This window comes from Pantoea sp. GABEPS69, assembly GCF_045780835.1.
Taxonomy (GTDB): domain Bacteria; phylum Pseudomonadota; class Gammaproteobacteria; order Enterobacterales; family Enterobacteriaceae; genus Pantoea; species Pantoea septica.
Genome location: NZ_CP118618.1, coordinates 1,431,584 through 1,447,804 on the forward strand (window position 1 = coordinate 1,431,584; position 16,221 = coordinate 1,447,804).

The window sequence follows — 16,221 nt, forward strand, 5'->3', positions numbered from 1 at the left end:
TATCAATTTTTCACAGTGTAAAGCATTTGCGTCATCAGCTGAATGAAAAAAATGGCCGCTTTTTTGGGTGGCTATTTCACTAATAATCATAAATTTCAGTGTCATGCGCTATTTGTGAATAAATGTTCAGGGCTAGTCTGTTTAGTGAAGATATGTGACATAAAGCACGTTTATCCCTCTGCGATCCTGCCAGAATTAACAACATCAAACAAATAATCACTTAAATTAACAGCGGAGGCCGACAGTGCCACTCTCAAACGTCTGTGTTATCGGGTTAGGTTCCATGGGAATGGGCGCAGCGACGTCCTGTATTCGCGCCGGGCTGAATACCTGGGGCGTCGATCTCAATCCCGCCGCGCTGGAGACGCTGCGTCAGGCAGGCGGGCGCGATGCGCAATCCTCTGCCGACGGCTTTGCTGACCAGCTGGAAGCGGTGCTGCTGCTGGTGGTGAACGCCGCGCAGGTGAAGGGCATCCTGTTCGGCGACAGCGGGCTGGCGGCAAAGCTGAAGCCCGGCACCGTCGTGATGGTCTCGTCGACCATCTCCGCGCAGGACGCGCAGCAGATTGAACAGCAGCTGGCGCAGCATCAGCTGCTGATGCTCGACGCGCCGGTCTCCGGCGGGGCGGCGAAAGCGGCAACCGGCGAGATGACGGTGATGGCGTCCGGCAGCGACGCGGCGTTCGAGCGTTTGCAGCCGGTGCTGGATGCGGTGGCGGCTAAGGTGTACCGCGTCGGCAGCGAAATCGGCCTCGGTTCGACGGTTAAAATCATTCACCAGCTGCTGGCGGGCGTGCATATCGCCGTCGGCGCGGAAGCGATGGCGCTGGCGGCGCGCGCCGGTATCCCGCTCGATACCATGTATGACGTGGTGACCAACGCGGCGGGCAACTCCTGGATGTTCGAGAACCGCATGCGCCACGTCGTGGACGGCGACTACAGCCCGAAATCGGCCGTCGATATTTTCGTTAAGGATCTGACGCTGGTGGCGGATACCGCCAAATCGCTGCGCTTTCCGCTGCCGCTCGCCTCCACGGCGCTCAATATGTTTACCGAAGCCAGCAACGCCGGCCACGGCCGCGAAGACGACAGCGCGGTGATCAAGATTTTCAGCGGTATTGAGCTGCCGCAGGCAAAGGGGTGAACATGACGCGTGTAGGCATCATCGCCGACGACTTTACCGGTGCTACCGACATCGCCAGCTTTCTGGTGCAGAACGGGCTCTCCACGATCCAGTTCAACGGCGTGCCGCAGCAGCATGACGCGCTGACCGCGCAGGCGATCGTGATCAGTCTGAAGTCGCGCTCCTGTCCGCCAGAGCAGGCGGTAGAGCAGTCGCTCACTGCGCTGCGCTGGCTGCAGGCGCAGGGCTGCGATCGCTTCTACTTCAAATACTGCTCTACGTTTGACAGCACCGAACAGGGCAATATTGGCCCGGTCACCGATGCGCTGCTGGCGGCGCTGGGCGAAACCCAGACGGCGATCTCCCCGGCGCTGCCGGTCAACGGCCGCACCGTTTACCAGGGACATCTGTTCGTCGGCGAGCAGCTGCTGAGCGATTCCGGCATGCGACATCATCCGGTGACGCCGATGACCGACAGCAACCTGCTGCGCCTGATGGCGCGCCAGTCAGCTGGTAAAGCGGGGCTGATCGCCGCGCCGCTGCTGGATCGGGGCGCGCAGGCGGTACGTGAGCAGCTGAACGAACTCAAGGCGCAGGGCGTTAACTACGTGGTGCTTGACGCGCTCAACGAGCAGCATCTGCTGACCCAGGGCGAAGCGCTACGCGATATGCGCCTGGTGACCGGCGGCTCGGGCCTCGCGATCGGGCTGGCGCGCCAGTGGGCCGAGGCCGGCAGCGCGGTCGCTGATGCGGAAAACGCAGGCCGTCCGCAGGGCGAGCGCGCCGTAGTGATCTCCGGTTCCTGCTCGCAGATGACCAACCGGCAGGTCAGCGCCTATCGTCAGCAGGCTCCTTCCCATGAGGTCGAGGTGGCGCGCTGCCTGGAGAACGCCGACGCCTACGCGCAGGCGCTGTGCGACTGGGTGGTAGCGCATAGCGACCAGCCGCTGGCGCCGCTGCTTTACGCCACCGCCGATGCGCAGCAGCTGCAAAAAATCCAGCAGCAGTATGGCGCGCAGCGCAGCAGCGAGGCGGTCGAGCAGCTGTTCGCCGCCGTCACGCGCGAGCTTAAGGCGCGCGGCTGGCAGCGCTTTATCGTGGCGGGCGGCGAAACCTCTGGCGTGGTGGCGCAGAGCCTTGGTGTCACCGCGTTCCATATTGGCCCGACGATTTCACCTGGCGTGCCCTGGGTGCGGGATATTCATCAACCGCTTTCGCTGGCGCTGAAGTCCGGCAATTTTGGCGACGAAGCGTTTTTCCGCCGCGCACAAACGGAGTTTGCCCATGACTGAACAACAGGCCCGCGAAGAGATGGTGAAGCTGGGCGCCTCATTTTTCGCCCGCGGCTACGCCACCGGCTCGGCCGGCAATCTCTCTCTGCTGCTGGAAGACGGTAATCTGCTGGCCACGCCGACCGGCTCCTGCCTCGGCGAGCTGGATGCCGATCGCCTGTCGAAAGTGACGCTGGCGGGCGAGTGGCTCTCGGGCGACAAGCCGTCGAAAGAGATCGCTTTTCACCGCGCGCTCTACGTGGGCGACCCCGACTGCAAAGCGGTGGTTCACCTGCATAGCCACTACCTGACGGCGCTCTCCTGCCTTGAGGGACTGGACGCGCAGAACTGTATCCGTCCGTTCACCCCTTATGTGGTGATGCGCGTCGGCGACGTGCCGGTGGTGCCGTACTACAAGCCCGGCGACGAGCGCCTGGCGGAAGATTTATCGCGGCTGGCGGGCCAGTATCGCGCCTTCCTGCTGGCGAACCACGGCCCGGTGGTGGTCGGCAAATCGCTGCGCGAAGCCGCCGACAATACCGAGGAGCTGGAAGAGACCGCCCGCCTGATGTTTACCCTAGGCGACCGCGCCATTCGCTATCTCAGCGACAGCGAAGTGGCGGAATTAAGGAGCCGATAATGCCGAAGTTTGCCGCAAACCTCTCAACGCAGTTTAACGAAGTGCCCTTTATCGAACGCTTCGCCGCCGCGGCGCAGGCCGGTTTTGACGCGGTCGAGTTTCTGTTCCCTTATGACTACCCGGCGGCGCAGCTAAAGCAGTTGCTCGACGAGCACAACCTGAAACTGGTGCTGTTCAACACCGCGCCGGGCAACGTCGCAGCAGGCGAGTGGGGCGTATCGGCCATTCCTGGCCGTGAGGCGGAAGCGCGCGCCGATATCGACCGCGCGCTGGAGTATGCGCTGGCGCTTGCGGTGCCGCAGGTGCATATCATGGCCGCCACGGTGCCGCCGGGCAGCGATCGCGCGGCCTACGCCGACACCTTTGTGCGCAATATGCACTATGCCTCGGAGCGTTTTGCGCCGCACGGCATCAACCTGCTGCTGGAAGCGCTTAATCCGGTAACCAAGCCGCACTATCTCTATGCCAGCCAGTATCAGACGCTGGAGATGGCGGCGCGCATCGATCGCCCCAACGTCTTTACCCAGCTCGACCTGTTCCACGCGCAACTGGTGGACGGTAATCTCAGCCGCCTGATCCGCGACAATATCGGGCGCTACCGCCATATCCAGATCGCCTCTGCGCCGAACCGCCATGAGCCTGATGAAGGCGAAATCAACTATCCCTGGCTGTTTAACCTGCTGGACGAGGTGGGCTATGAGGGCTGGATCGGCTGCGAGTATATTCCGCGCGGCAATACGCTGGACGGCCTCGGCTGGTTCGCGCCCTGGGCGAAAAAAAGCTGAAGAGAGACTGAATACCCCGGCGTGACGACGCCGGTTTTCATCCTGCACCAGAGCCAGGCATCACTGTACTCATTATTCATATAAAGATAACCCTATCTGAGGTTTACCATGTCCACCGCACTGCTGTTAGCCATTGCGACCGCCAGCATCGTTATCCTGCTGCTGCTGGTTATTAAAGCCAAAGTCCATCCCTTTGTTGCCCTGTTGATCGTTAGCCTGCTGGTCGCCATCGCAACGGGCATTCCGGCTGAAAAGATTATGGAAACCATTATGAGCGGCATGGGCAGCCTGCTCGGCCATATCGCCATTATCATCGTGCTGGGGGCGATGCTCGGCGCGGTGATTGAGGCCTCGGGCGGCGCGGAGTCGCTGGCTCAGCGCTTCAGCAAAAGCCTCGGCATCCGGCGCACCGTCGCAGCGCTAACCATGGCGGCTTTTATTCTCGGCATACCGGTGTTTTTCGAGGTCGGCTTTATTATCGTCATTCCGTTGATTTACGGCTTCACCAAGGTGGCGCGCGTCTCGCCGCTGAAGTTCGGCCTGCCGATGGCGGGCGTGATGCTCACTGTTCACGTGGCGCTGCCGACCCATCCAGGCGCAGCGGCGGCGGCAGGCATTCTGCATACTGACATGGGCTGGCTGATGATGATCGGCCTGGCGATTTCGGTGCCGGTGGGCATTATCGGCTACTACGTCGCGAAAGCGATGAATCGCCGCCAGTATCATCTGTCGGTAGAGGTGCTGGAACAGCTGCAAATGGCGAAGCCGGAAGGCGCGGAGAAGAAGAACGAGCCGGCGCCGCCAGGCGCGCTCACCATCGCCGGACTGATTGTGGTGCCGATCCTCCTGATTGTGCTCGGCACGATTTCCCACTCGCTGCTGGCGGCCGACAGCCTGCCGGGTAAAGTGATGACGGTGATCGGCACGCCGCCCATCGCGCTGTTGATTGCGCTAGCGCTGGCCGCCTGGCTGCTGGGCGTGCGTCGCGGCTGGAGCAAGGACAAGCTGGAAGATTTGACCGGCCGCGCCATTCCAGGATCGGCGAGCGTGATCCTGGTGGCGGGCGCAGGCGGCGCCTTCGGCAAAGTACTGGTGGAGTCGGGCGTCGGCAAGGCGCTGGCGCTGACGCTGGAGACGCTGCATCTGCCGCTGGTGCCCGCCGCCTTTATTCTGTCGCTGGCGCTGCGCGCCTCGCAGGGATCGGCCACGGTGGCGATCCTGACCACCAGCGGACTGCTCACCTCCGCGGTGAGCGGCACCAGCGATATGGAGCGTGTGCTGGTGACGCTGGCGGCGTGCTTCGGCGGTCTGGGACTGTCGCACGTTAACGATGCGGGCTTCTGGGTGGTCACGCGCTATCTGGGGCTGTCGGTCGGCGACGGCCTGAAAACCTGGACGGTGCTGACCACGCTGATGGGACTGAGCGGCTTTGCGCTGACCTGGCTGGTGTGGGCGCTGGTGTAACCGGCTTATGACGTTTCTCCCCCGGAGGGTGGGGGAGAAAAGGAGAAGAGTGCGCACTAGCGCATCGTTATTCCATTATGAGACCAGTTCCTGCGCGTAGAGGTAAAGCGCTTTTAGCTGCGCCATCTTTTCTGCATCCCCTTCGTGCAGGCTCGCCAGCGACTCCAGCTCCAGCAAAAATGCCTGCACGCGCTCCGCGTTCAAGGCTTCGCGGCGGTGCTGCAGCCAGCGCTGCTGTTCGGCATCATCCAGCGTGCCGGGGAAGTTGCGCGCGCGGTAGCGGAACAGCAGCTTCGCCACGCGCGCATCCTGGAAAGCGAGATCCATCGCCGGCAGATTGGCAGGCGCTGTCTGACGCAAAATGTTCATTCCCGCGCGATCGGCGTCGCTAAAGAAGCCGTCATAGAGCTGCGCGTCGACATCGTCCGGCGCGCTAAAGGGCTCAGCCTCGGCGAACAGAGTGACCACCTTTTCACGCACTTCGGCATGCTGACGCAGCAGCGCCAGATTCGCCAGGCAGGCTTCACGATCGATACCCAGACGCGCCGCATCTTCCGGGCGCAGCGTGTTGGCGGGCGCCAGCACCGGGCACTTGTTGATATGCACCAGCTTGATCGGCACCGACGCTTCATCGTCGGCCAGATCGCTTTTGCGCGTGTAGAGCCGCTCGCGCAGCGCATCCGCGTCCATCTCCAGCAGCGGCGTCATATCGCCCGCAAGATCGGCGACGATCAGCGCGTTGCGGTTGTCCGGATGCCACGCCAGCGGCACGACCCAGCTGGTATTGCCGCGCGCCGCGCCGAACATGCCGGAGACGTGCACCAGCGGCTTCATCTGCGGAATGTCGATCAGCGTCATCAGCTTGTTTTTATTGCGATGCGTAAACAGGAACTCAAACAGCTTCGGCTGTTTCTCTTTCACCAGCTTCGCCATCGCCAGCGTGGCGTGGACGTCCGACATGGCGTCGTGTGCGTTCTCATGCGCCACGCCGTTGGCTTTGGTGAGGTGCTCCAGCCTGAAGCTGGGAAAGCCGTCCTCATTTTCCGGCCAGACGATGCCGTCGGGACGCAGCGCGTAGCAGGCGCGCATCACATCCAGCAGATCCCAGCGCGAGTTGCCGTTTTGCCAGCTCCAGCCATAAGGATCGAAAAAGTTGCGATAGAAGATGTTGCGCGTGACCTCGTCATCGAAGCGCACATTGTTGTAGCCCACCACGCAGGTTTGCTCTTCGGTAAAGAGCGCATAAATCCGGGCGGCGAACTCCGCCTCCGATACGCCGCGCGCGCGCGCGACCTGCGGCGTAATGCCGGTGATCATTACCGCTTCTGGCTGCGGCAGATAGTCGTCCGCGGGACGGCAGTAGAAAATCTGCGGCTCGCCGACCGGGTTGAAATCGCTGTCGGTGCGCAGCGCGGCAAACTGCGCCGGACGATCCAGCGAGGGGCTTTTACCGAAAGTCTCGTAATCGTGAAAGAGAAAAGTGCGTTCAGAGGCGGGCACGAGCATATCCTGTACTGAGAAAACAACGCACAGCATAGTCGCTTGCGTCGCGGGTCACAACCACGCCAGCGCGGGAGGCGGGCTGGTAACGAAAGGCGTGAGCGCCGGGGCGGTAAAACAGATGGCAGATTAGGCTTTCGCCAGCTCGCGCCGCGCCAGTTCAGCTAAAAAACCGCTTCTGGAACCGAACTCTTTATGTGATTCCACAAAGCGGTCGATACGCGTCAGCAGGTGCTGCGGCAGGGTAATATTAAGCTTGACGGCTTTACCATCATATTTGCTCACGTCTATATCCACAAAGGCCCAGATGCCGCCCTGACAGGCATCGTCCTGAAGATAAAACTCAATGCCTTTGGTTTCCGGTACAGGCATATCGCTATCTGCCATGGCTTCAAAATGAATATGCAACGCTTCAGCCGCATCTTGCAGGGTATCATCTACCGTTTCGCCGGCAAAAAAGCAGCCCTCTATATCAGGGGCAAATCCCGAATAGCTTTCGGAATCGGTTTTATGCAAATAGACGGGAAATCTCATTGCCATCTCCTTATTACTGTTCAGGCAGGTGGCCTGCGTTATTTCATCAGCTTGATGATTTTTTTAGCGTACCGACCGCTAAGTCCTTTTCCGGATGGGGCAGCGAGATGTGATAAGGCTTACCTGGTTTCACAAATACATGATGGCTTCCTCTTACGCGTACCAGCATCCAGCCATGCTCCCGCAGGAGCTTCATCATCTCTTTACTGCTCAAAAGCACCTCCTTGTGCCATTGCGGATTAATTTTATACCCACTATAACCACAGATTCAACCGATATAAGAGCGCAATGAAGTTACTAAAGTCAGACCACGATATTCAGGTGAGAATGCGTAATTCCGGGTAAGCAGGAAAAGCACAACGAGAACGTTATGCGGCGCGCTCCGCAGCCGATCACACTTTTTTTCAATTTAATCAAACCTGTTTATGCCTTTTGCCGTAAAACGAGCCGCTGTTTTCCCCGTAACCTTGAGGATGAAGTGTTGAAAAGGCGTCTGTTGATCACTGTAACTGGAACTCTTTTTTTGGCTTCGCTGGCCCAGGCCGACGATATGCCGTTTCCCCTGACGCCACCGTCGATTGACGCCGCTTCCTGGGTATTGATGGACGCCACCACCGGACAGGTGCTGACCGCCGGCAATCCGGACGAGCGCCGCAACCCCGCCAGCCTGACTAAGCTGATGACCGGCTACGTAGTCGACCGCGCCATCGACGCAAAAAAAATCACCCGCGACGACATGGTGACGGTCGGTAAAGACGCCTGGGCGGCGGGCAACCCGGTATTTAAAGGCTCTTCGCTGATGTTTATTAAGCCTGGCGACAAGATCACCGTGCGCGACCTCAGCCGCGGCGTCATCATCGACTCCGGCAACGACGCCTGCGTGGCGCTGGCCGACTACGTGGCGGGCAGTCAGCAGAATTTCGTCAATATGATGAATCAGTACGTACAGAAGCTGGGCCTGACCAATACGCACTTCGAGACGGTGCACGGTCTCGACGCGCCGGGCCAGTTCTCCTCCGCGCGGGACATGGCGAAGCTGTCGCGCGCCATTATCAGCGGCGAACCCGATTTCTACGCCATGTACAGCGAGAAAACCCTCACCTGGAACGGCATCACGCAGAACAACCGCAACGGGCTGCTGTGGGACAACAATCTGCACGTCGACGGCCTGAAAACCGGCCATACCGAAACCGCGGGCTTCAATATCATCGCCTCTAACGTGGTCGGCCAGCATCGTCTGATCGCGGTAGTGATGGGCGGCAAAAGCCCAAAAGGGCGTGAAGAGCAGGCGCGCAAGCTGCTGGTCTGGGGTCAGAACACCTTCGACACCGTGCAGCTGTTCCACGCGGGCAAGAAAATCGGCACTGAAAACGTCTGGTACGGCGCGCCGCACAGCGTCGCCGTCGGCACGGCCAACGACGTCTACCTGTCGCTGCCGCGCAGCGAGATCCAGAACGTGAAGGCCAAATATGTAATTAACCGTAAGGACCTTGAGGCACCGCTGAAAGCCAACGAAACCATCGGCGAGATTCAGGTGATCGATAAGGACAAACAGCTGGCGAGCTATCCGCTGGTCACGCTCTCAGCGGTAGAGAAAGCAGGCGTCTTCACGCGTCTTCAGGACTACCTGAAGCAGAAGTTCTGACAGCATCGGGCGGCCTCCGTGCCGCCTCTGGTTATTACTTCAGATCGTCCTTCACATCCTTAACGTCGCTGGCCGACACCGGCGCGGCGGCGTTGCCCCAGCTGTTGCGCACATAGGTCAGCACGGCGGCGATCTGCTCGTCATCCAGCACCCCGGCAAAGGCGGGCATGGCGGGCGCCGTCGGTCGGGCGTCGGTATCGACGCCGCGGCTGCCTGCGCTGACTACCCGGATCAGCGAGGTGGCGTTCGGCTGGTTGATCAGCGGATTGGACGCCAGCTGCGGGAAAATATTCCGCTCGCCGCGTCCGCCAGGGCTGTGACAGGCGGAACACTTCGCCTCATAAATCTGCGCGCCGAGCTTCATGCGATCGTCGCTGGCGGCCAGCGGCTGCGGCACCTCTTCATCGTGGGTTTTCCCCTCTTTCAGGAAGGTCGCTACCGCGCGCAGATCCTCTTCGCGCCAGTACTGGGTCGAGTGACGCACCGCGTCGGCCATCGGACCGGAAGCGATGGCATAACGGTTCACGCCGGTGCGCAGATAGCTGACGATATCCTCCGGCGTCCATTTTCCCAGCCCGGTATGGGCGTCCGCACCGAGGTTAGGCGCATACCAGCCCTCTACTTCGCTACCGCTGAGGAAACGATCGCCCTTATCGCCGCCGAGAAAGTTCTTCGAGGTGTGACAGGTGCCGCAGTGCCCGAGCCCCTGCACCAGATAGGCGCCGCGATTCCACTCCGCCGACTTTTTCGCATCGGGTATAAACGTGCCCTTATCGAAGTTAAGCCAGTTCCAGGCAATCAGGCTGGTGCGAATATTAAAGGGGAAGGGGAGCTGGTTGGTTTCGACTTCATGATGGATCGGCTGCAGCGTCTGTATCCACGCCCAGAGATCCTGCAGGTCCCGCTCGGACATCTTGGTGTAGGCGGTAAACGGCATCGCACCGTAGAGCCGTTTGCCGTTGTGGCCGATGCCTTCCGTCATGGCACGGCGGAAATCGTCATAGCTCCAGTCACCGATGCCGGTCTCGCGATCCGGCGTGATATTGGCGCCGGCCAGCACGCCGAATGGGGTATTAATCTTGACGCCGCCCGCATAGGGCTGCTTCGCATCGGTGGTATGACAGGCGGTGCAGTCGCCGAGGGTGGCGAGATAGCTGCCGCGCGCGTACTGGTCATACTCCGGCTGCGCCTGGCTGCCGACGCTCGCAACCAGCAGCAGCACGGCGGAGAGTGCATTCAGCGTTTTCATGCGGTAATCATCTCCCCCGGACGTTTCAGATACCAGGTGCGGATCGCGTGCGCCGCCTTAAACGCCAGCGCGCCCACGGTGCCGGTCGGATTGTAGCCGGGGTTCTGCGGAAAAGCGGAGGCGCCCACCACGAACAGGTTCGGCACGTCCCAGACCTGCAGATGCTTGTTGACCGAGCTGGTGCTGGGATCGGCGCCCATCACAAAGCCGCCGACGACGTGAGAGGACTGATAAGGCACGCTGCTCCAGTGGCCGGTCATCGGTTTAACGATCATCTCGCGCGGGTTCATCGATTTGGCGATCTCCGCCACTTTGCCGGTGCAGTACTGCGCCATCTTCAGATCGTTGTGCGAAAAGTCGAAGGTAATGCGCAGCAGCGGACGGCCGTGCGGATCTTTATAGTTGGGATCGAGCGAAAGGTAGTTGGTGCGCGTGGTATAGCTGCTGGCCTCGCAGCCGATCGACATGGTGCTGAGGTAGTTATCTTTCAGCGCGCGCTTCCATTTCGATCCCCACTTCGGCGTGCCGGGCGGCAGCGGACGATAGCCGATGGGCGCGGAGCCGATCGGCGTCACGCGGATGCTGCCGCCGCCGAAGAAGCCGAGGCCGCTGTGGTCGAAGTTATCGTTGTTGAACTCGTCGATGCCCATGCCGACCGCGCCCGCGCCGATAAAGGGATTGAAGTTCTTGTCATCGAAAAACAGCGTCACGTTGTTGGCGGTCTGGTAGGCGTAGTTACGGCCGGTTGTGCCCTTGTTGGTGACCGGATCGTAGGCCTCGCCGATCTGCGACAGCAGCATCAGGCGCACGTTCTCAAAGGTAAAGGCGGCGACAATCACCAGATCGGCTGGCTGTTCCCAGGTATCGCCGGAGGAGTCGACGTAGGTGACGCCGGTCGCTTTTTTGCCGCTGGAATCGGTCAGCACCTCCAGCACTTCGCAGTTGGTATAGGCGGTAAAGTTCTCTTTGCGCATCAGCGCGGGCAGCACGGTGGTAATGGCGCTGGCTTTGGAGTAGTTGGCGCAGCCGTAGTTGGTGCAGAAGCCGCAAAAGGTGCAGGGGCCCATGGTGACGCCGTAGGGATTGGTATAGGCCTCGGAGACCAGCGAAGAGGGCACAGGGAAGGGCTGATAGCCCATCTCTTTCGCCGCCTGCGCGAACAGCGTCGGGCCGTAAGGCTGACGCAGCGGCGGCGTGGGATAGTCGCCGCTGCGCGGGCCTTCGAACGGGTTGCCGCCGGCGCGCTTCTCGCCGTTGAGGTTGCCCGCGTAACCGGAGGTGCCCGCTACGCGCTCAAACTGCATATAGTGCGGCTCCATCTCTTCCCAGCTGGTGCCCCAGTCCTGCAGAGTCAGCTCGCCGGGCATCGCGTCGGCGCCGTAGCGCTCGGTGAGATAGCTCTTTAGCTGGAATTCGTGCGGCTGAAAGCGAAAGGTAATGCCCGCCCAGTGGTTGCCCGCGCCGCCGGTGCCGTTGCCGGGATGAAAGGATCCCCAGGTGCGCATCGGCAGCGCGGTCTGCGACGGGTTATTGCGCATGGTGCAGGTATTCTGTCGCGTGCGCAGCATGAGCTCTTCGCGCATCACATAGCGCAGTTCATCGGTCACGGTGCCGATATTGAAATCGCGCGCGGTATCGCGCCACGGACCGCGCTCGATGCCGATCACCTCCAGCCCTTCGTCGGCCAGCTCATTGGCGATAATCGAGCCCGCCCAGCCGAGGCCGATCACCACGACATCCGTTTTAGGTAATTTTTTCATGGCTTATCCCTGCCTTTCCACTGTGCGATGCTGATGGGTTCGAGATGCAGATCTTCGTTGTGCCGCTCGATGTAGGGGCGATAGTCGTAGCGCGCGCCGGGAAAGCCCAGCATTTTCCATGACGCCATATCGCGATTGCCGCCGTAGATGGGATCGGCGAAAAAGCCCTCCATGGTGTTGTTCAGCACCTCGATAAACAGCGACTGCGCATCGAAGCCCTCGAAGTGCACCTTGCCCGCCTCCATCGCGGCCAGCAGCGCGTCCTGCTGCTGCGGCATCAGTTCTTTAAAACGTTTCTGAGAGGTTTGCTGTACATAGCGGTCGAGCGCGGCCAGGCCCTGACGGTAGCGCTGCTGCGGCACCAGCGGCGACTGATCGCCCTGTTCGACGGTGCCTTTCTGGAATGGGCCTTCCATATAAATGCGCTCGAAAGTGCCGTAAAAACCGTGCAGCTGACGATCGATAAACTGCGCGCAGCCCGCTTCTTTGCCGCCCACGCTCAGCTCGTCGGCGGGGATCAGGCGATCGACGATGGCTTCAATGGTTTCAGCTTCTTCCTGAGTGAAAAAGAGCCAGCCGGGCTGGTCGAAGGTTTCAGGGGGATTATCGGAGAAGGGCGTCCAGCCCGGCGAACCTTTCAAGGAGACGGCGTCGGCCGCGCGGGTAACGCTGGCGGCTACGCCTAGCGTAGACCAGGTCAACACCTGCCGTCGCGTGACGCCCGGCAACGTTTTGGCTCTTTTCTTCATGTCGCTTCCTTAAGTCGTGTTATCAAATAAACGAAAATAGGAGATGTGGTTATGTGGTTGTTTTTATGATTTTGGGTGCTTGTAAAGGCAATGTTGATAATTGTAAGAAGGTGTCAAAACTGTATTGAAATGTAGAAGCGGCATTAAGCCTTAGCAACGTCATGGGATAAAATAACGCACTTTATGATCCTCAGCCGGAAAGCCAACTTGCGCCCAGATAAGCCCATATCGAATATCGAGTTCTGGTTCTATCGCCACTATCGCAGCGTGCATGGCGTACGCATCGCCATCGCCTTTTTACTTACCTTTTTGCTGGTGCGGCTCACCGGTATTCCCGAAGGCACCTGGCCGCTGATCACGCTGGTGGTGGTGATGGGGCCGATCTCTACCTGGGGCAACGTTTTCCCACGCGCCATCCAGCGTATCTGCGGCACCTTCGCCGGATCCATCTCAGGCCTGATTGCCCTCAAGCTGGAGATGATGTCGCTGCCGGTGATGCTGGCATGGTGCGGCATCGTGATGATGGTGTGCGGCTACCTGACGCTGGGGAAACATCCCTATATGGCGCTGCTGATCGGCATTACGCTCAGCGTGGTGGTCGGCGCGCCGGCGGGCGATTTCACCGTGGCGCTGTGGCGCGGCGGGGACGTAATTCTCGGCTCGCTGCTGGCGCTGCTGTTCAGCGCCATCTGGGCGCAGCGCGCCTATACCCACTGGCGCATACAGCTGTCGGACTCGCTGGCGGAGATCGCCAAAATTTATCATGCCGGTTTTTCCCCCAACCTGATAGAGAAGCCGCGCCTGAAAAAGCCGCTGGGCAAGCTGCTGACCAACGTCGTGAAAATGCGCGCGCTGCTGGTGCCGGCGAGTAAAGAGACGCGAATTCCCAAATCGGTGTTTGAGGCGATTCAGACCATCAACCGCAATATGGTGAACACGGTGGAGATGCAGATCGAAGCCTGGTGGGCCTCGCGCGAAACGCATCTTATCCTGCTCAACGCGCCGACGCTGCGGCGCACCCAGCAGATGACCGAAAAGACGCTGCACGCGCTTTCGGCGCTGGCGCTGCGCGGCGAGACCGACGAGGTGGTGGCCAACAGCCACGAGCTGACGGAAATCACCCGCGAGCTCAAGCAGCTGATCGCCGATGCGGGCAGCGAACGGCTGGAAGAGACGCCTATCTACGGCTATGTCTGGCTAAGTCTGGAGCTGGCGAAGCAGCTGGAGCGCATGACCGATCTGATCCGCCTGGCGCTGCGCAAATAATCACCAGGGACAATGACTTAATGCGAAAGGCGCATTCTTTGCGCTAAGATAAGCGCCAGTCCGATTTTAGCGGCGACAATTGTCGCCCCGGCTGGCGAACCGCTAAGCTGAAGGTTATGACTCTACCCCCTGCGTAAGCAGGCCCAAAAAAAGGTGCCACCATGGAAAATGCCAAGCAATCATTTCAGGACGTACTGGAGTTTGTGCGTATGTTCCGTCGTAAAAACAAACTGCAGCGTGAAATCACTGATAACGAAAAGAAAATCCGTGATAACCAGAAGCGCGTTCTGCTGCTGGACAACCTGAGCGAATATATTAAACCGGGCATGAGCATTGAGGCGATTCAGGAAATCATCGCCTCGATGCGTTCCGACTACGAAGATCGCGTCGATGAATACATCATCAAAAACGCCGATCTGTCGAAAGAGCGTCGCGACCTGTCGAAAAAACTGAAATCGATGGGTGAGCCGAAAGCGCAGTAACTGGCCGTACTGAAGACAAATTCATCTTCATAGCGTAAAAAAACCGCAGCTTTTTAAGTCTGCGGTTTTTTTTTCATATGCATTTCGTCACGAATAGCGGTACGGATACAGAGAAGATCAGCGTCATTGTCCTGTTAATATTCCCTTTGCACCACGCAGCAGACCCTCTGTACTTAGGTCTTCATCAAGATCGGGCCAGTGAATGCCGTAGCCTGCGCCACACAATTCCCATTTTTGACGCTGTTCAGGCGTGCCGGCAGCCAGACGCGGGTACCACGCAACTGGCACGGAGATAGTGCGCCCATCCATCAGGTCCACAGTCAGACGGTCGTCGTCAATATGGACCTTCATGACGCGTATATCATTCTCACTTTGTAAAGTAAGCATCCCAGGCCTCCTGAAGATGATTCTGGTTCTCTTTCACCAGGCGCTGAAGTTCACGTAGCTCATGCGAAGCAAAACCCACACTGCGCGCCACGCTCAAGTCATGCAACCATATTTTAGCCGTTGCACTCTTCTTATCAACGTGGATGTGCGCGGGTTCGTTGGGTTCATGACTGTAGAAATAGAAGCGGTAAGGGCCAATTCTAAGAACAGTCGGCATGTTTATCTCCCTGACAAACGGTGTGAAAAGAATAGACGCTTTTACTCCACCTTCAGCGCTGCAGCAGCTGGCGCGCGATGCGCTGCAGCTGCTGCGCCAGCGCCTCGCCATCCGGTACTTCGCCGCCCGGCGCGGCGGTGGTGGCGCGCAGCACCAGCGTCGGCTCCAGCGGTCGGGAGGGCGGCGGCGCATCCTGCAGACGCGCCAGCAGCGTTTCGACGCACTGTTCTCCCAGCGCCTGCAGATCCTGACGCACCGTAGTCAGCGGCGGCTGATACCAGGCGCTTTCGGCAGTATCGTCATAGCCGACCACCGAGATTTCGCCCGGAATCGCCACCCCGTGCTGATGCAGCGCCCGCATCGCGCCAAGCGCCATCTGATCGTTCGCCACCAGCAGCGCCTGCGGCAGGCGATCGGGCAGCTGTTGCAGCATCGCCTGATAGCCAGACTGCGCGCTCCAGTCGCCCCGCAGCGCGCAGAAGGGCGTCAGGCGGTGCGCCGCCAGCGCCTCGCGCCACGCCGCTTCGCGCAGCTGCGCCGAAATCGCCTGCGCCGGGCCGTTCAGCAGGCCGATCTGGCGATGCCCCAGCTCGACCAGGTGCTCGACGGCGGCCCGCGCGCCGCGCGCGTTGGAGTACTGACACTGCGCTACCTGCGCCTGAGGTTCGACATCCATAAAAATCACCGGCTTGTCGCCGCACAGCGTCTGGATCTGCTCCGCTTCCGCAGCGGCCAGCGGCAGATTAATCATCAGCGCATCGACGCGCTGCGCCAGCAGTTCGTTGACGGTCTCGGCGGCGCTGTTGTGGCTGCGCATGGCGATCACCAGATGGTAACCGTCGCGGCTGGCGCGCTGCTGGATCGCCGAGGCGATCTGCGCCGGCGCCATCAGCGCCAGATCGCTGGTGGCAAGCCCGAGCGTGCGCGTCGCTTTGCCCGCCAGTTGCTGCGCCACGCGGTTTGGCACATAGTTGAGCTGCTGCATGGCCGCTTCCACTTTCGCCCGCGTGCGCGGGGAGACCTGCGGCGAATGGTTAAGCACGCGGGAAACGGTCTGGTAGGAGACGCCGGCAAGGCGGGCGACGTCATCAAGAGTGATAGCGCGGGAAGTCATTGATTTCTCCACTGGACAGAGGCGGCCAGTGTAAC

General features: G+C 60.2%; 17 protein-coding genes. 8 read left to right on the plus strand and 9 right to left on the minus strand.

The genetic code is table 11. The annotated features are described in order from the left end of the window. Positions 1 to 244 precede the first annotated feature (244 nt). From ltnD to PVE98_RS06795, 5 genes are all read left to right on the plus strand, one after another. A complete protein-coding gene (gene ltnD / locus PVE98_RS06775) occupies positions 245 to 1,144 on the plus strand; it encodes an L-threonate dehydrogenase (RefSeq protein WP_033750092.1) in 900 nt (299 codons plus the stop codon). A 2-nt stretch (positions 1,145 to 1,146) separates the two neighbouring features. Continuing rightward, complete coding sequence (gene otnK, locus PVE98_RS06780) at positions 1,147 to 2,415, plus strand: 3-oxo-tetronate kinase (protein ID WP_096073447.1); 1,269 nt, start codon at positions 1,147 to 1,149, stop codon at positions 2,413 to 2,415. Continuing rightward, positions 2,408 to 3,034: an aldolase gene (locus tag PVE98_RS06785; RefSeq protein WP_096073446.1), complete on the plus strand. Its 627-nt coding sequence runs from the start codon at positions 2,408 to 2,410 to the stop codon at positions 3,032 to 3,034. The genes otnK and PVE98_RS06785 overlap by 8 nt, the downstream gene beginning before the upstream one ends. Then, positions 3,034 to 3,819 carry an HPr family phosphocarrier protein gene (locus PVE98_RS06790; protein WP_096073445.1) on the plus strand — a complete coding sequence of 262 codons (786 nt, stop codon included), beginning with the start codon at positions 3,034 to 3,036 and terminating at the stop codon, positions 3,817 to 3,819. The genes PVE98_RS06785 and PVE98_RS06790 overlap by 1 nt, the downstream gene beginning before the upstream one ends. A 108-nt stretch (positions 3,820 to 3,927) precedes the next feature. After that, entirely contained in the window at positions 3,928 to 5,283 is a 1,356-nt protein-coding gene (locus PVE98_RS06795) for a GntP family transporter (RefSeq protein WP_096073444.1), read from the plus strand. 75 nt (positions 5,284 to 5,358) lie between these two features. Here PVE98_RS06795 and sbcB read toward each other — a convergent pair whose 3' ends face one another. From sbcB to PVE98_RS06810, 3 genes are all read right to left on the minus strand, one after another. Next, complete coding sequence (gene sbcB / locus PVE98_RS06800; RefSeq protein WP_096073922.1) at positions 5,359 to 6,783, minus strand: exodeoxyribonuclease I; 1,425 nt, start codon at positions 6,781 to 6,783, stop codon at positions 5,359 to 5,361. 129 nt (positions 6,784 to 6,912) lie between these two features. Continuing rightward, entirely contained in the window at positions 6,913 to 7,317 is a 405-nt protein-coding gene (locus PVE98_RS06805; RefSeq protein WP_033750073.1) for a type II toxin-antitoxin system HicB family antitoxin, read from the minus strand. A gap of 46 nt (positions 7,318 to 7,363) precedes the next feature. Then, the gene (locus PVE98_RS06810; RefSeq protein WP_096073443.1) at positions 7,364 to 7,531 is read right to left on the minus strand and encodes a type II toxin-antitoxin system HicA family toxin; all 168 of its coding nucleotides are present in this window, start codon (positions 7,529 to 7,531) and stop codon (positions 7,364 to 7,366) included. A gap of 267 nt (positions 7,532 to 7,798) precedes the next feature. Here PVE98_RS06810 and dacD point away from each other — a divergent pair, with 267 nt between their 5' ends. Next, positions 7,799 to 8,962: a serine-type D-Ala-D-Ala carboxypeptidase DacD gene (gene dacD / locus PVE98_RS06815; protein ID WP_187143650.1), complete on the plus strand. Its 1,164-nt coding sequence runs from the start codon at positions 7,799 to 7,801 to the stop codon at positions 8,960 to 8,962. Between the two features lie 34 nt (positions 8,963 to 8,996). Here dacD and PVE98_RS06820 read toward each other — a convergent pair whose 3' ends face one another. Genes PVE98_RS06820 through PVE98_RS06830 form a run of 3 tightly spaced genes read right to left on the minus strand, consistent with a single transcriptional unit; the run spans position 8,997 to position 12,720 of the window. Beyond that, entirely contained in the window at positions 8,997 to 10,211 is a 1,215-nt protein-coding gene (locus tag PVE98_RS06820; RefSeq protein WP_333620475.1) for a cytochrome c, read from the minus strand. Continuing rightward, positions 10,208 to 11,971: a GMC family oxidoreductase gene (locus PVE98_RS06825; RefSeq protein ID WP_096073441.1), complete on the minus strand. Its 1,764-nt coding sequence runs from the start codon at positions 11,969 to 11,971 to the stop codon at positions 10,208 to 10,210. Before PVE98_RS06825 ends, PVE98_RS06820 begins: the two co-directional genes overlap by 4 nt. Then, positions 11,968 to 12,720 (minus strand): gluconate 2-dehydrogenase subunit 3 family protein, encoded by a 753-nt coding sequence (locus PVE98_RS06830; protein WP_102990973.1) that lies wholly within the window; start codon positions 12,718 to 12,720, stop codon positions 11,968 to 11,970. Before PVE98_RS06830 ends, PVE98_RS06825 begins: the two co-directional genes overlap by 4 nt. A 207-nt stretch (positions 12,721 to 12,927) precedes the next feature. Here PVE98_RS06830 and PVE98_RS06835 point away from each other — a divergent pair, with 207 nt between their 5' ends. Both PVE98_RS06835 and tmaR read left to right on the plus strand, forming a co-directional pair. Further along, entirely contained in the window at positions 12,928 to 13,986 is a 1,059-nt protein-coding gene (locus PVE98_RS06835) for an FUSC family protein (RefSeq protein WP_187143649.1), read from the plus strand. Positions 13,987 to 14,147: 161 nt separating this feature from the next. After that, positions 14,148 to 14,468, plus strand: a complete 321-nt coding sequence (gene tmaR, locus PVE98_RS06840; protein ID WP_033791495.1) for a PTS system regulator TmaR — start codon at positions 14,148 to 14,150, stop codon at positions 14,466 to 14,468. A gap of 123 nt (positions 14,469 to 14,591) precedes the next feature. On the opposite strand, the gene PVE98_RS06845 is transcribed toward tmaR, so the two are convergent. The 3 genes from PVE98_RS06845 to PVE98_RS06855 are packed head-to-tail and all read right to left on the minus strand — an operon-like array spanning position 14,592 to position 16,186. After that, positions 14,592 to 14,855 (minus strand): DUF2442 domain-containing protein, encoded by a 264-nt coding sequence (locus PVE98_RS06845; protein ID WP_096073440.1) that lies wholly within the window; start codon positions 14,853 to 14,855, stop codon positions 14,592 to 14,594. Continuing rightward, positions 14,836 to 15,072 carry a DUF4160 domain-containing protein gene (locus PVE98_RS06850; protein ID WP_096073439.1) on the minus strand — a complete coding sequence of 79 codons (237 nt, stop codon included), beginning with the start codon at positions 15,070 to 15,072 and terminating at the stop codon, positions 14,836 to 14,838. The genes PVE98_RS06845 and PVE98_RS06850 overlap by 20 nt, the downstream gene beginning before the upstream one ends. Positions 15,073 to 15,124: 52 nt before the next feature. Next, entirely contained in the window at positions 15,125 to 16,186 is a 1,062-nt protein-coding gene (locus tag PVE98_RS06855; protein ID WP_096073438.1) for a LacI family DNA-binding transcriptional regulator, read from the minus strand. Between the last annotated feature and the right edge of the window lie 35 nt (positions 16,187 to 16,221).

Excerpts from the sequence above, each read along its gene's own strand:
- otnK (WP_096073447.1), top strand. The coding sequence starts at position 1,147 with ATGACGCGTGTAGGCATCATCGCCGACGACTTTACCGGTGCTACCGAC.
- PVE98_RS06785 (WP_096073446.1), top strand. The coding sequence starts at position 2,408 with ATGACTGAACAACAGGCCCGCGAAGAGATGGTGAAGCTGGGCGCCTCA.
- PVE98_RS06790 (WP_096073445.1), top strand. The coding sequence starts at position 3,034 with ATGCCGAAGTTTGCCGCAAACCTCTCAACGCAGTTTAACGAAGTGCCC.
- PVE98_RS06795 (WP_096073444.1), top strand. The coding sequence starts at position 3,928 with ATGTCCACCGCACTGCTGTTAGCCATTGCGACCGCCAGCATCGTTATC.
- PVE98_RS06805 (WP_033750073.1), bottom strand. The coding sequence starts at position 7,317 with ATGAGATTTCCCGTCTATTTGCATAAAACCGATTCCGAAAGCTATTCG.
- PVE98_RS06820 (WP_333620475.1), bottom strand. The coding sequence starts at position 10,211 with ATGAAAACGCTGAATGCACTCTCCGCCGTGCTGCTGCTGGTTGCGAGC.
- PVE98_RS06825 (WP_096073441.1), bottom strand. The coding sequence starts at position 11,971 with ATGAAAAAATTACCTAAAACGGATGTCGTGGTGATCGGCCTCGGCTGG.
- PVE98_RS06830 (WP_102990973.1), bottom strand. The coding sequence starts at position 12,720 with ATGAAGAAAAGAGCCAAAACGTTGCCGGGCGTCACGCGACGGCAGGTG.
- tmaR (WP_033791495.1), top strand. The coding sequence starts at position 14,148 with ATGGAAAATGCCAAGCAATCATTTCAGGACGTACTGGAGTTTGTGCGT.
- PVE98_RS06845 (WP_096073440.1), bottom strand. The coding sequence starts at position 14,855 with ATGCTTACTTTACAAAGTGAGAATGATATACGCGTCATGAAGGTCCAT.
- PVE98_RS06850 (WP_096073439.1), bottom strand. The coding sequence starts at position 15,072 with ATGCCGACTGTTCTTAGAATTGGCCCTTACCGCTTCTATTTCTACAGT.
- PVE98_RS06855 (WP_096073438.1), bottom strand. The coding sequence starts at position 16,186 with ATGACTTCCCGCGCTATCACTCTTGATGACGTCGCCCGCCTTGCCGGC.